Annotated in this window: 14 protein-coding genes; 8 read left to right on the plus strand and 6 right to left on the minus strand. The window is 44.7% G+C overall.

What is annotated here, in order from left to right:
- The first annotated feature begins 137 nt into the window (after positions 1–137).
- Both L3V37_RS08075 and cobA read left to right on the plus strand, forming a co-directional pair.
- Positions 138–986 (plus strand): formate/nitrite transporter family protein, encoded by an 849-nt coding sequence (locus L3V37_RS08075; protein ID WP_130545623.1) that lies wholly within the window; start codon positions 138–140, stop codon positions 984–986.
- A 206-nt stretch (positions 987–1,192) separates the two neighbouring features.
- Positions 1,193–1,951 carry a uroporphyrinogen-III C-methyltransferase gene (cobA, locus tag L3V37_RS08080; protein ID WP_017634651.1) on the plus strand — a complete coding sequence of 253 codons (759 nt, stop codon included), beginning with the start codon at positions 1,193–1,195 and terminating at the stop codon, positions 1,949–1,951.
- A gap of 16 nt (positions 1,952–1,967) precedes the next feature.
- Here the strand turns inward: cobA and L3V37_RS08085 are convergent, their stop codons facing one another.
- On the minus strand, positions 1,968–2,408 hold the full coding sequence (locus L3V37_RS08085; RefSeq protein ID WP_005387976.1) for a DUF4174 domain-containing protein: 441 nt from the start codon (positions 2,406–2,408) through the stop codon (positions 1,968–1,970).
- A gap of 119 nt (positions 2,409–2,527) precedes the next feature.
- Here L3V37_RS08085 and L3V37_RS08090 point away from each other — a divergent pair, with 119 nt between their 5' ends.
- Positions 2,528–3,016 carry an NYN domain-containing protein gene (locus tag L3V37_RS08090; protein ID WP_005387978.1) on the plus strand — a complete coding sequence of 163 codons (489 nt, stop codon included), beginning with the start codon at positions 2,528–2,530 and terminating at the stop codon, positions 3,014–3,016.
- 85 nt (positions 3,017–3,101) lie between these two features.
- Here L3V37_RS08090 and L3V37_RS08095 read toward each other — a convergent pair whose 3' ends face one another.
- Entirely contained in the window at positions 3,102–4,433 is a 1,332-nt protein-coding gene (locus L3V37_RS08095; protein ID WP_005376060.1) for an anaerobic C4-dicarboxylate transporter, read from the minus strand.
- A 419-nt stretch (positions 4,434–4,852) separates the two neighbouring features.
- Between L3V37_RS08095 and L3V37_RS08100 the strand changes: the two genes are divergently transcribed.
- Together L3V37_RS08100 and L3V37_RS08105 are read left to right on the plus strand one after the other, a co-directional pair.
- Positions 4,853–5,590 carry a siderophore ferric iron reductase gene (locus L3V37_RS08100; RefSeq protein ID WP_042520969.1) on the plus strand — a complete coding sequence of 246 codons (738 nt, stop codon included), beginning with the start codon at positions 4,853–4,855 and terminating at the stop codon, positions 5,588–5,590.
- An 89-nt stretch (positions 5,591–5,679) separates the two neighbouring features.
- Positions 5,680–7,851 (plus strand): TonB-dependent receptor, encoded by a 2,172-nt coding sequence (locus L3V37_RS08105; protein ID WP_213885561.1) that lies wholly within the window; start codon positions 5,680–5,682, stop codon positions 7,849–7,851.
- A gap of 49 nt (positions 7,852–7,900) precedes the next feature.
- On the opposite strand, the gene L3V37_RS08110 is transcribed toward L3V37_RS08105, so the two are convergent.
- Complete coding sequence (locus L3V37_RS08110; protein WP_005376066.1) at positions 7,901–8,092, minus strand: DUF2986 domain-containing protein; 192 nt, start codon at positions 8,090–8,092, stop codon at positions 7,901–7,903.
- A 136-nt stretch (positions 8,093–8,228) separates the two neighbouring features.
- On the opposite strand from L3V37_RS08110, the gene L3V37_RS08115 reads away from it, so the two are divergent.
- Both L3V37_RS08115 and L3V37_RS08120 read left to right on the plus strand, forming a co-directional pair.
- Positions 8,229–8,738 (plus strand): GNAT family N-acetyltransferase, encoded by a 510-nt coding sequence (locus L3V37_RS08115; protein WP_054865303.1) that lies wholly within the window; start codon positions 8,229–8,231, stop codon positions 8,736–8,738.
- A 14-nt stretch (positions 8,739–8,752) separates the two neighbouring features.
- On the plus strand, positions 8,753–9,142 hold the full coding sequence (locus tag L3V37_RS08120; RefSeq protein WP_005387988.1) for a nitrous oxide-stimulated promoter family protein: 390 nt from the start codon (positions 8,753–8,755) through the stop codon (positions 9,140–9,142).
- 49 nt (positions 9,143–9,191) lie between these two features.
- Here the strand turns inward: L3V37_RS08120 and L3V37_RS08125 are convergent, their stop codons facing one another.
- Complete coding sequence (locus tag L3V37_RS08125; RefSeq protein ID WP_033907039.1) at positions 9,192–10,352, minus strand: MFS transporter; 1,161 nt, start codon at positions 10,350–10,352, stop codon at positions 9,192–9,194.
- 176 nt (positions 10,353–10,528) lie between these two features.
- Positions 10,529–10,963, minus strand: coding sequence for a thioredoxin TrxC (gene trxC, locus L3V37_RS08130; RefSeq protein WP_065275331.1), 435 nt, complete (start codon positions 10,961–10,963; stop codon positions 10,529–10,531).
- 162 nt (positions 10,964–11,125) lie between these two features.
- Between trxC and L3V37_RS08135 the strand changes: the two genes are divergently transcribed.
- The gene (locus L3V37_RS08135) at positions 11,126–12,220 is read left to right on the plus strand and encodes a ketoacyl-ACP synthase III (RefSeq protein WP_005387993.1); all 1,095 of its coding nucleotides are present in this window, start codon (positions 11,126–11,128) and stop codon (positions 12,218–12,220) included.
- Between the two features lie 85 nt (positions 12,221–12,305).
- Here the strand turns inward: L3V37_RS08135 and L3V37_RS08140 are convergent, their stop codons facing one another.
- Positions 12,306–13,631: a DUF1501 domain-containing protein gene (locus tag L3V37_RS08140; RefSeq protein WP_158173096.1), complete on the minus strand. Its 1,326-nt coding sequence runs from the start codon at positions 13,629–13,631 to the stop codon at positions 12,306–12,308.
- Between the last annotated feature and the right edge of the window lie 9 nt (positions 13,632–13,640).

Below are 13,640 nucleotides of genomic sequence, written 5' to 3' on the forward strand. Positions count from 1 at the left end.
AGACAAAGGCTTTCCAAGCATCAACTCAGGGGAACAGGGAAGCGAGGTGTTGTAGACAGCGTTCAGGTGTCAACGGGAAGCCTTTCTCTATTCAATCTTTAACTTTTTAACTTTCAATTTTGGATAAGGACACATTCATGTCTACTGATTTTAAGCCTGCAGAATTCGTGCAAACCATGATCAATGTTGGTGAAGCGAAAACCAATACAAGCTCGCGAGATCTTCTGCTTCGCGGTACGATGGCTGGCGTTATTCTTTCGCTTGCGGTGGTGGTTGCTATTACCGCGATTGTACAAACGGGTATCGGCCTTGTAGGAGCACTTGTTTTCCCCGTTGGTTTCGTAATTCTAAGTGTGATGGGGTATGACCTAGTAACCGGTGTTTTTGGTCTAGCGCCTCTGGCTAAGTTTGCTAACCGTCCGGGCATCACTTGGGGTCGTATCTTCCGTTGTTGGGGTCTTGTAGGCTTGGGTAACCTTATCGGTTCTCTGATCGTTGCTTACCTAGTGGCTATCTCTCTAACAGGTAACTTCTCTCTAGAACTGAACGCAGTAGCGAAGAAATTTGTGGCTGTTTCCACCGCGCGTAGCCTTGGTTTTGAAAATATGGGTATGGACGGATGGATCACGTGTTTCGTACGCGGCATCTTCTGTAACCTAATGGTATGTCTAGGCGTTATCGGCAACATGACAGCACGTTCAGTATCTGGTCGCGTAGCAATGATGTGGTTCCCAATCTTCATCTTCTTCGCTCTAGTATTCGAGCACACAGTAGTAAACATGTTCCTATTCCCACTAGGTATGATTCTAGGTGCGGATTTTGGTATCGCGACTTGGTTGAACTTCAACCTTATCCCAACCATCCTAGGTAACATTGTTGGTGGTCTAGTAATGACTTGTATTCCACTGTACCTAACTCACGCTAAAACTGCGCCTTCTATCAATGCTGAAGAAGAAGTAAAAGCGCAACCTGCAATGGCTAAATAACCATTAACGGGTAATTCGCTTAATATGGTCCCGCTTCTGGATGGGCGGGACTATTCTCTAACTAGATTTCAATTTTTAACTTTCACTTTCGCGACATATTTTATTGATTTAGCTATAAAAAGTAATAACTCCTTAGAGTGGTTTTAGCCCTAAGTGCATAACGCGAGTGTTACTCTTTATATCTAAATTTTTCGATAGGCGTTGATATGACTACTGCTCACTCATCTTTAAACAGCGGCTTTGTTTCTCTTGTTGGTGCAGGTCCAGGTGATCCTGATTTGCTCACAGTAAAAGGCTTAAAAGCCATTCAAGCGGCTGAAGTTGTTGTATACGACCGTTTGGTGTCGAAAGACATTCTAGAATTGGCTCATGCATCAGCAGAGATGATCTACGTAGGTAAAAAATTAGACTTTCACTGTGTGCCTCAAGATCAAATCAACCAAATCTTGGTGCAGAAAGCACAAGAAGGTAAGCGTGTTGTGCGTCTGAAGGGCGGTGACTCATTTATCTTTGGCCGTGGCGGTGAAGAGTTAGAAGAACTAGCGGAATTTGGTATCAAATACGAAGTGGTTCCGGGTATCACAGCCGCAGCGGGCGCAACGGCTTACGCTGGTATTCCATTAACACACCGCGATCATGCGCAAAGCGTTCAATTCATCACTGGTCACGTACAAAAAGATGGTCGTGAGATTGAATGGCATTCTCTAGCACAATCCAACAACACACTTGTGTTCTACATGGGTTTGAAGCAAAGCGGCCACATTATGGATAAGCTGATCACTCATGGGTTAGATCCTGAGATGTCATGCGCCATTATTGAAAACGGTACGCGCCCGGAGCAGCGCGTGTTCCAAGGAAAGTTGAACGAGCTATCGATCATGGCAGAGCAAGCCGTGAGTCCAGCATTGATTGTGGTTGGCAGCGTGACTCAACTTCACAACAAGTTGGATTGGTTCGCAAAGTAATACTGCCCAGAAGTGACTATATTTTACAGGGGCTTTGTTGCCTCTGCATTTCTTGCTTACGCATAGGCATTTGATCAATGAGGTTGTTGATAAACGACCAGTCTGTTTCTGCGCCCCAGCGGTGCTTTTCTAGACCATCTTTACCAAGCAAAATAGCGGTATGAGAACCTTTTTCGACCTCATAAAGACGAGCTAGCATTTTTAGGTCGAACTCTTCTTTAAGCCAAGCAGGAAAAGTATAACCTTGTTCTGTAATGACCAGCGTGACGACATCTCTGTCTTCCAACTCACACTCATTCATAAGTGTTTCTAGCAAGAATTGTTTGACGTATTCATCATTTTCTGGCGCAAAGTAGAGCACACTTCTATGTGGCCAGTATTTGGAGTGCGCTGGATAACCAAATGCTGTCGATGACAAGATACAAGAAAGCAGTATCACTAGTAACTTTCCGCCCATGACAGTTCCCCTAGAAACCCAAATAACTTTTTATACGTTAAGTTTAGTGGAATTGGCTCATTGTGCTTTTTCCAAAACTGGCATAGGGTAGGCAGCAAATAAATTGAGCGTAGAAATAGATGAGTTCGGAAAGCAAACAAAAAATCGCCATTTTGGTTGATGTACAGAATGTGTATTACACCTGTCGCGAAGCGTATCGAAGCAATTTTGATTACAACCAGTTTTGGTATGTTGCCACACAAGGGAAAGAGGTGGTAAGTGCTCGTGCTTATGCTATTGCGAGCAATGATCCCAAGCAACGTCAGTTCCACCATATTCTTCGGGGTGTTGGCTTTGAGGTGATGCTTAAACCCTACATCCAGCGTCGTGATGGTAGCTCGAAAGGCGATTGGGATGTGGGTATTACTCTCGATGCAATTGAAATTGCTCCCGAAGTTGAGGAAGTGATTCTAGTTTCGGGAGATGGAGACTTTAGTCTGCTAGTAGAGAGAATTCAGCAGCGCTTCAATAAAACGGTGACCGTTTATGGTGTACCTAAACTTACATCTCAAACTCTGATTGATTGTGCCGACAATTTTGTCGCGATTGATGACGATTTCTTGCTGTAGTAATAGTGCAATAAAGAAAGGCGAGTCACTCAGGCTGTACGAAACGTACAATGACTCGCCTCTAATTTATCGTTGATTTGGCTAGTTACGAAGGAATGATCATTTGCCCTAGCAAGTAACCCAAGCAACACGCACCAATCACGCCGATTAAGCCCACAGACATGAATGAGTGGTTGAAGTACCACTTACCAATCTTAGTTGTGCCCGAGGTATCGAAGTTCACAGTCGCGATATCTGAAGGGTAGTTTGGAATAAAGAAGTAGCCGTATACCGCTGGCATCAAGCCGATAAGCAGCGCAGGTTCCAAACCTAAGCCGAGACCAACAGGCAGCATCATGCGAGCCGTTGCAGCTTGAGAGTTCACCACAACCGACACAATGAATAACGCAAGCGCGAATGTCCAAGGATAGTTGGTTACCATCTCTACGATGCCGGATTTAAATTGAGGCATAGCGTACTGGAAGTAGGTATCTGACATCCATGCAATACCGAAGATAGCAATCGCCGCCACCATACCAGATTTAAATACCACCCCATTTGGTACGTCACGCGGGTCAGTTTTGGTCGCAAGCAAAATGATACCGCCGAAGCAGAGCATCATCATTTGAATCACAACTGCCATGCTGATTGGCTTCGAGCCATCTACGATGGTACGAATGTCTGGCCACATCGCGATAACGACGATAACCAAGATAGAAGCAATGAACAGCAATACAGAGTTACGAGCACTTGTTGGTAGTACTTCATCAAGAGACGTTGCAGTTGTGTTGAGGATTTTTTCTCTCCACACAGGATCTTTCAAACGCTCTTGGTATTCTTCATCGTCGTCTAGCTCTTTACCACGCTTTAGGCTGTAAAGTGACATCAACAACGTACCGAATAGCGTTGCAGGTACGGTAACGAGCAGAATTGAGAGCAGAGTGATCTCGTGTTGAATGTCGGAGAGTTGCGCCAAGTAGTAAACTACGGCCGCTGAAATTGGCGAGGCTGTGATTGCGATTTGAGAGGCGACAGAAGCGGCAGCCATAGGACGCTCTGGACGAATGCCGTTTTTCAATGCAACGTCGCCAATGATTGGCATGATAGAGTAAACCGCGTGACCTGTACCAAGTAGGAAGGTCATAAAGTAAGTCACGAACGGCGCAATAAGGGTGACGCGTTTTGGGTTCTTACGAAGCACACGCTCGGCAACTTGCAGCATGTATTTCAAACCGCCAGCGGCTTCAAGAATGGAAGCACATGTTACCACCGCTAAAATGATCAACATAACGGTGACAGGAGGAGAGGTTGGCGGCATCTTAAAGATGAATACTTCAATCACCAAGCCAATTCCGGATACGACCCCAAGGCCTATACCACCATAACGTGAGCCGATATACAGCATCACGAGCAAAAATAGAAACTCAAGATACAACATGTGGATTTCCTTATTCAAAACAGAGGGCTACATAGCCAAATTACCTCTTTGTATTGTCTCGATATTCAGAAAGAAAATACTTCATGTTGTTCACAATCCGCTGGATAAGAAACAGCAATATTCAATTATTGGCAATAACTCACGCTACACAGGGGAACTGTTAACACAGTTTTATCAGGGTGTTTTTATGCTGTGTATTTTTGCGATCATGTGAGCGTTAAATGCGAAGAGGTTTAAGAGTTTGTTGCTATTCATCGCATACGTAACCAGACCTTACAGCTTCACAGAACTCGGAAATACATTCATAACTAACCCTAAGAGTGCTTCTTTGTTATGAAAACGCAAAGGATAATAGTTTGCATTGCGATTGGTGCTTGGGTATAAAGGTGTCAGAATGACTACACCAACAATAAGCCATCATGTCTGAGCAATTTTTCCCGCAACTGTTTCAAACTTCGAGTGAGATTACACCTTACCTACACGGTGATATCGGCGAGATAGGGCAAGAAGCTATCCATATCGAGAATGATATCAACCCGATCATCCAAGGCCTTTACCAGCAAATCTCGGAGGCTCATCCGGAAGCGGGAAAAGCATATTGGTTGACAAGAACGTGGGATTTACTTTGTTGGCAGCCAGTTTATGTCGCATTCATCTCTATTTACGGTTACCACACGTTGCCAAACATTCGCGAGATAGCGCAGCACCTCAAACCTTGTTTTGTTTCTGGGTACCGATTCGCCGACGAAGCGCATATACATGGCGAGCCAGAAGCGTTGATAAAAGAGGCGGGGCGTCAAATCCGAGAACTGTTCGACTTCTATCAACAAGAGATGAGTCAATGGACACGCATTCGTCCTGGCTTCACCCATCAATTGATGTCGGACGGAATCATGGCTTGTTTAATTCGTCTCCAACAGCGCTTTCCGCAAATGACTAACTCGACACTTCAGGAGCATGCGGTCTTGTGGCTAAGCGCAATGGGTTTGGATGTTGATAATAGCCGCTCACTTCATGAGACGGAATCTGATCAGCCGCTAAAGTTAGTAAGAAAAAGTTGTTGTTTAGTCTATAAGTGTGAAGGCAGAAAGCTTTGTGCAGATTGTCCTCGTTTAGAGGAAAATCGACAGCTTATGAGCAAGAAGGTTCTTAATTAACATTTATTTAACTTGTGTAACAGTGCTCGATTTGAGAGTGAGAATAAGTATCATTGCATGCTCTTGTTGACAACAAAAAGATAAATACAATGATGAAAAGGACGTTTTCTTTCAATCTCATCGTACTTGCGATGAGCAGTGGATACGCAGTTAGCTCAATAGCAGCAGAAGATCTTCAACAAACATCGACTCCGAGCGATGAGCAATTGGTTGTCGTAGGCAGTGTGATGCCGAAATCGATCTCCGATATTCCAGGAACGGTTTGGTTTGTTGGCCAAGAAGAGATTGCTCAGCAATATCGTGCGGGCAAGACACTGGGTGATATTCTTTCTGCAACCATCCCTTCTTTAGACGTCGGCACCGGTGGTCGAACTAATTATGGTCAGAACCTTCGCGGTAGAGCAATGTTGGTAATGATTGATGGTGTCTCGTTACAGTCTTCTCGCCCGATTAGTCGTCAGTTAGACGCAATAGACCCATTCAACATCGAGCGAATTGAAGTACTATCTGGTGCAACCTCCATTTATGGTGCAGGCGCTACTGGTGGTGTTATTAACATTATCACCAAGAAAGCGTACTCGGATGACTTGTCGTTTGAATCCTACGTGAGTGGCACTACAGGTTTTAATAGCAGCGATGACTTTGATTACAAACTCGCTCAGTCTATCTCGGGTGGTAATGAGCGAATTACCGCTAGAGGTTCGGTTGTGTACACCGAGACACAAGGTGCATTTGACGCAAATGGCGACATTGTCACCCCAGACATTTCACAGGGCTCCTTGCAGTATAATTCAACGCTCGATGTTATGGGATCGACCGAGATTCAAATCTCCGATGCCAGCAAGTTAAACCTTGTCGCACAATACTATGACAGCCAGCAAGATTCGCCATACGGTTTGTACATTGTTAACAATAAATTTGTTGATGTACGAGAGGGGTTCGATTCCGACCGTGAACATGGTACAGAGCGAGTTCTCTTAAGTGCGAACTACGCTCACGACAGCGTATTCGGTCATCAACTGATAGGCGAGTTATCTTACCGTAGTGAAGACCAAACCTTTACTCCTTATTACCAAAGTGCCTCTCAACAAAAAACAGAAGTTTTTGCTGGGCGCTTAGCGTTAGCTAAAAGCTGGGAGTCATTCAAACTTGTTTATGGTGTCGATGCGTACTTAGACCGTTTTGAAAGTAACCAGGCTCTGTTCGATCCAACCATTGCGAACAGCTCTGGGAACTTAATTAATCGAACCTATGCCGAAGTGGGGCGTTACCCAGATGTTGATGTGGCGTCTTACGCAATATTTGTCCAAGGGGATTACCAAATCAATCAAGATTGGTCAGTACAAGCAGGCTACCGCTACCAATACATGGACAATAAGATTGATGATTTTGTTGCCTATAGTATACAAAAGAAGATCGCATCGGGTAATGGTGTATCAGCGGATGCGGTACCAGGTGGCAGCACTGACTACTCTGTGAGCTTATTTAATTTGGGCACTATTTATCAGCTTAACGATGAATCTCAGCTTTGGGCGAACTTCTCTCAAGGTTTCGAACTCGCTGATCCTGCAAAGTACTACGGCCAAGGTAGCTACGATGCCGCGGATGCAAATGGTCACTACGCGTTGAACAATAGCATTAATGTATCTGACTCAAAAATGTCGGGCATCAAAACGGACAGCTATGAAATTGGTTACCGATTAGATACGGATACTGTCGCACTGCAAGCGGCGGGTTACTATTCGGTTTCGGATAACTCAATCAAGTATGACAAGAAGACGCTCCTAATCACCAATGTTGATGACGAGCAACGTGTATACGGTGCCGAAGCAAACATTAACTACTGGGTAAACCGTGATATTTTGTTAGGTGCATCAGGTCACTATGTGGTTTCTGAGCTTAAAACCAACGGTAAGTGGGAAGATCTAAGCGCGGGTAAAGCAAGTACATCAAAAGCGAACGCGTGGGCGGCTTACTATCAGGATGGCTATTCAGTACGTTTACAAAGCCAGACGATGTTTGATTACGAAGATGACGCAAACAATAAACTAGATGGATACACTACGTTTGATCTTCTTGGTAACGTAACACTACCTATCGGGCAGTTAGGTTTTGGTATTCAAAACCTATTTGACGAAGACTACACAACCGCTTGGGGACAACGTGCGCAGATTCTTTATGCAGCACACTACGATGCAGCAGCGTACGACTACAAAGGAAGAGGTCGCACATTCACACTGAACTACAGTGTTGAATACTAAAGCTAACTCGCTCCAAATATCAAAAAAGCCGCTTGAAGCGGCTTTTCTTTTAGGCTTGATCTGTCTGCGCTGTGTCTACAACGTTTTCCGTGTGTTCTGAAGCTTGGTTTTGTTCTTCAGCTTCCATTTTCGCGCGTTCAGCTTTGGAGATATAACGCGGCTTATTGCTCTTATGTAGCTTAGCGTTATGCTTCTTCTGCTTCGCTTTCAAGATCTGATTGATTTTCTTCTTGCGGTTCATGGTGGTGGTCCTTTAATTTAGCGAGGCAGGATAGTTACTTTTTTATCAAGTTACAACTAAATAAGCGCCGGTATCGGTCGCAAAATTCAAGTACGTTCCTATGTCCAATCATCTATCGCGTTTTAATGGAGCCCAAATGAAAACACTGTACACCGAACGTTTGATACTGCGTCTTGTGAGTGTAGATGATGCACCATTTATACTAGAACTTTATAACCACCCAGACTTCTACCGTTTTGTCGGAGACAAACAAATTCGTACCGAATATGAAGCGGCGCGTTACATAAAAGAAAACATGCTACGCATGCAACAAATTAAAGGCGTGAGTTTACTCGTTGTAGAGAAGAAAGAAGATGGGCAACCCATCGGGATTTGTGGGTTGGTTAAACGTGACACATTACAACACTATGATCTCGGATATGGATTTTTACCTTCCGCTTATGGCTTCGGCTACGGAACGGAGTCTGCAACCGCAGTGCTGGAATACGCTAGAGAGGAAATGAAACTCGATAATTTGGTTGCCATCACCAATAATGACAATATTCGTAGTATAAGTTTGCTCAAAAAACTGGGCTTTGAGTTTGAACGAGTTGAGCAGCAATATGATAATGGCCGCACGTTAGAACTTTACACAATGATGTTGTGATTTTTGGATAGCGCATGAGCGATATTTTACTTGGCAAACTCGCCACTGAATTTAAGACAGTAAAAGCCATGGTAGAGGTTTACTGTCATGACCATCATGGAACAAAACGTGACTTATGCTCAGAATGTCGTGAGCTGCTTGAATACGCAGAAGTGCGCCTCGACCGCTGTCCTTATGGAGAGAATAAACCGACGTGTAACAAATGTCCGATTCACTGCTACAAACCAGAGCCGAAAGAACAAATGCGTTTGGTCATGCGTTACTCTGGCCCCAGAATGTTACTGAAACATCCCATCTTGGCGGTTCGTCATTTGCTTCATGAAAAGCGCATGGTACCGGAAAAGCCTGCAGCGAACGCGTCAAACCGTCACAAGCGTTTATCTAAACAAAAATGCGAAGAATAAAAAAACGAGGGCGACATGCCCTCGTTTTCGTTGAGTAGAAGCGGCGTGGTTAGAGGCCAGCGGCCATACGCTGCTTGGTTTTGCTCGCAGCAAGTAGCATGTATACGCCAGTCGCAACCAAAGCGGCAAACAAGTAGCCTAGCAAGCCGTGTTCTTGGCCCATGAATTTATCAGCGACAACAGGACCAGCAACAGAGCCGATGCTGTAGCTAAACAGCATGACTTGTGTCGCAGAGACAATAAAGCGTTCATCAAGACCTTCGCAACCTAAGTTGATTGCAATCGGGTACAAAGCAAAAGTAGCTGCACCTAAAAAGAATAATGCAGCAGCCAATACCACGGCTGACGAGGAAATAAACGTCATACCGATCGAAAAAATACCCAAAATACAGAAAAACGCCATTAGCACTGTGCGGCTCATGTATTTGTTTAACGCGGTCACCATTGGTTGAACTAGCATGCCACCTAGAATCACTAGCGCCATCAATGTACCAATGTCTTGATGGCTAATTTTACGGTTAGTTAACTCAACTGGCATTAATCCGTAGATCGCGCCTAAGGTCAAACCTGAAACAACACAACCAATAATTGCTGCATGGTTTAGTTTGGCAATTTGCTTAAATGATAAAGCGGTTGATTCATGGCTGTTTGGCTGCTCACACTCAATGAACATTAGCACCAGCATCGCCATTAGGATCAACGTCGTGATCGCAATAAACGGAACGCCGCCACTTACGCCAAGCACGCCAATACCAAACTGGCCTAATGCTGAACCACCATAAAGCGATAGCATGTACAAGCTCAAACGTTTCGCACGCGATGCTTCGTCTCCAGACATTAGCCAAGACTCAACAATGACAAAAACACCAGCAACCGCGATACCCGCAATAAAGCGAGCGGCAAGCCACATCAATCCGTTAGCAAACACGGGTAGTGTGACGATAGTTAGCGAAAATACGGCCAAGCAACCAATAAACGCGTTACGGTGACCAACTTGACGTACGATACGTTCAATAAAAATAGCACCGGTTAATAAGCCGCCATAAAACACACTCGCCAACCAACTCGCGTAATCTGCTGAGATGTTGTATTCACCGAGCATGAGAGGGATCAAGCTCATTAAATAGCCCGAAGCCACCGCATAAAGAGACAGTGCGACGACTGGAACTGTAACTCGTGGTGATGCTGCAGGAACGACTGTGTTTTCCACTGTTTTGCGCCTATAAGTTAAATGAAATCTAAGGGTTATTCGGCGCGAATATGAGGCTAATAGTTAGGCAAGTAAAATGATAAATTTAAGTCGTTTCGATAAATAATATTTGTTAACTAGATAGGTTGATAAGTTGCATAAAAACGCCAACCTACAAACAAGGTTGGCGTGGAAGATTATTTAGTAAGTGCTTGATTTAACCATTGATCGAATTGAGTTTTAGGTAACGCACCATTGATCATATCAACGCGTTGACCATTCTTGAAAACCATAATGGTAGGAATACTGCGAATACCAAATTGCGTCGCAAGTTGTTGTTGAGCTTCGGTATCAATCTTAACAAAACGAGCCGTTCCGGCTTGCTCATGAGCAACATCAGAGAAAACAGGAGCAAAACCAACGCACGGGTTGCACCATGGGGCCCAAAAATCTACTACAACAGGCATATCACTTTGTAATAGAGCAGAAAAGTTATCTTGTGTACCTTCGATAGGCGAGCCGTCTAAAAGTGCACTTTTACATTTACCGCAAGTTGCAGATTCGGCAACGCGCTCATTAGGGATACGATTTAGACCGCCGCACGAAGGGCAGCGAGTTTTAAACGATGACATGACTTCTTCCTTTATTACGTATTGATGAAAACATGACTTACCAGTCAGCCTCATTATTTGTATACTTATTTTTTAACCTGCCGAAATAACGCAGCGCAGGTTTGTATTTGAGCCTAAGGTTCTAAGAAATTTTATTAAAATACAACAATAAATAGGTCTGCGATGACAAATTACTACGCTGAAATTACAGGTTGGGGGAAATGTGTTCCGCCAGCCGTGCTCTCTAACGATGATCTTAGCACTTTCCTCGATACTTCCGATGAGTGGATTCGTACCCGCACTGGTATCGAAAACCGCCGCATTAGTCATGTAAACACGTCAGACATGGCGACCGTTGCTGCTAAACATGCATTAGCTCGAGCAGGCGTCGATGCCACAGACGTGGATTTAATCATTGTGGCGACTTGTTCACCAGATTCATTGATTCCAAATATCGCGTCTAAGGTACAGCAGAACCTAGGTATTCGTGCAGCCGCTGCCTTTGACTTAAATGCCGCATGTACGGGATTTGTCTATGGCCTAGAAACGGGCACACGTTTGATTCAATCAGGTAACTATCGTAACGCGATCATTATTGGTGCGGAAAGATTGTCTTTCTACATCGATTGGGCAATGCGAGATACCGCTGTTCTATTTGGTGATGGTGCGGGCGCCGTTGTGTTATCAAGAACGGAAAAAGAAACGGGTTTACTACAGTCTCAAATCGGTTGTGACGCAAAAGGCCGCGATATTCTGTCCGTACCAAAGTTTGGTACTTGTATGGATCGCTTTGCGGAAGACAACGGTTACTGGGATTTCAACTTTGTAGGACAAGAAATTTTCAAACGTGCAGTAAAAGGCATGGGGCTAGCTGCGAAAACCGTACTGAAAGCATCACAGTTAACGACGGAACAAATCGATGTTGTGATTCCGCATCAAGCGAATATTCGTATTATTCAAACCTTGTGTGACCTGTCTGGAATTCCACACGACAAAGCGTTTGTTAACATTCAAAACTATGGCAATACTTCAGCTGCGACGGTGCCAATTGCATTGTGTGAAGCGGTAGAGCAAGGTCGAGTTAACCCAGGTGATAACATGCTTCTTGCTGCGTTTGGTGCAGGTTTGACATGGGGTGCGGCAGTATTGAAATGGGGTGACCGCGTAACGCCAATTGGCGAAAGTGATGCGGTTCTGCCTGAATGTGAGCAATCCGCGTTAGAATTACTTGAGCGTGCCATTAAGCTGTGTAACGAACGCCGTCGCGACGAGGTGTAACGGACACTTTGCAAACATAAGATGAGTAAGGGAGCGCGAGTCTCCCTTATTTGATGATGCGTTCTACAGCTACCTGTAAAATATCTTACGACATAAAACCCAGGTTTGAATGAGTAAAATTACGGATGTTCGGGAACACGTATTCCAGTGCAGCGTTATCACTCACGCCCATCCACTGCGCTAGTGTTGAACCAACTTGATCAGCGGCAATTTTGGGTATGAGTCGGCCTTGAGAGTAATCATCGTTTCCGCCCAGTATTAGTTCCGGCCATGTACCGATAGGTTGTTTCCCATTTACCGCGCCTCCAATTAATAGTTGATGGCCACCCCAGCCATGATCGGTACCATTTCCGTTGCTCATCATCCGTCGACCGAAGTCAGACATAGTGAAAGAGGTGACTTGCTTGTTTAGCCCTAACCGTTCGACCGCACGATACATTGCTAAAAGGTTTGTCGCGAGATCCTCAAGTAACACTGGATGACGTGCCAGTTGCGAATCGTGTAGGTCATACCCAGAGTGTTTAACGAAAAAGACTTGTCGTTGCTGCTTCAATACATCTTGGCTTGCTATCAATTTGTACACGGTTTGCATCTGCTTGCCGAGCGTCGATGACGTAAACAGCGGCTCGTCAGCAATGTGGTTGAGTTGCTCGCTCAGTACACTGCTCATTACCATCGACTCATCAACCATCAAATTAAAATGACCATTAAATGGATTGTCAGTTTGATGAGAGAGAAGGCGATCATAGATCCCCTTGTATAGCGGGTTATCAATCGCGGTAAGCTGAACTGCGCGATCTTTTTTCAGGACGGTTTGGCGGTGTTCCATTGCCCGTAACCAAAGCGAGTTGCCATGCACACTGTATAGCGGTGTTATTTCTGATTCAGAGTTTAATACATCCAACATTCTGCCAGCCCAACCAAGATTTTTAGACTCGCTCATTCCACCAAGTAACCAAGCGTCTGTTTGAGAATTATGAGAAAACAGTTGCTCGGGAAGTGATGCTTCACCTTGCTCAATAGCTTGTTTGGTGACGGGATGGTTGAGAATGCCACTATTGAGCACGATGCTGGCATCGCCTTGTTCGAAAACGGAAGTTAACGCATTTAACTTTGGGTGTAAGCCGAGCTTCACTGGGTGATTTGAGCTATCGACAGCACTCAAATTGATAGGGAGTATGTCTTCTTTGGCGACAGAGAGTGGCCCTCTGACTTTGGAATATTGATGATAGTGCGCCTCCGATAATGGCAGTATGGTGTTGAATGCATCGTTTCCGCCTGCTAAATACACACATATTAATGCTCGAAAGTCATTGGATGGCGCTGCGAGAGAGTAACCTGGCAGACTAAGAGAGGCCAGTGCGCCCATCGATAGCGTGCTTTGTATAAAATGTCGTCGTGAAATATCCATAATTCACTC

The sequence above is a fragment of the Vibrio sp. D54 genome (genome assembly GCF_021728075.1).
Classification (GTDB): Bacteria; Pseudomonadota; Gammaproteobacteria; order Enterobacterales; family Vibrionaceae; genus Vibrio; species Vibrio alginolyticus.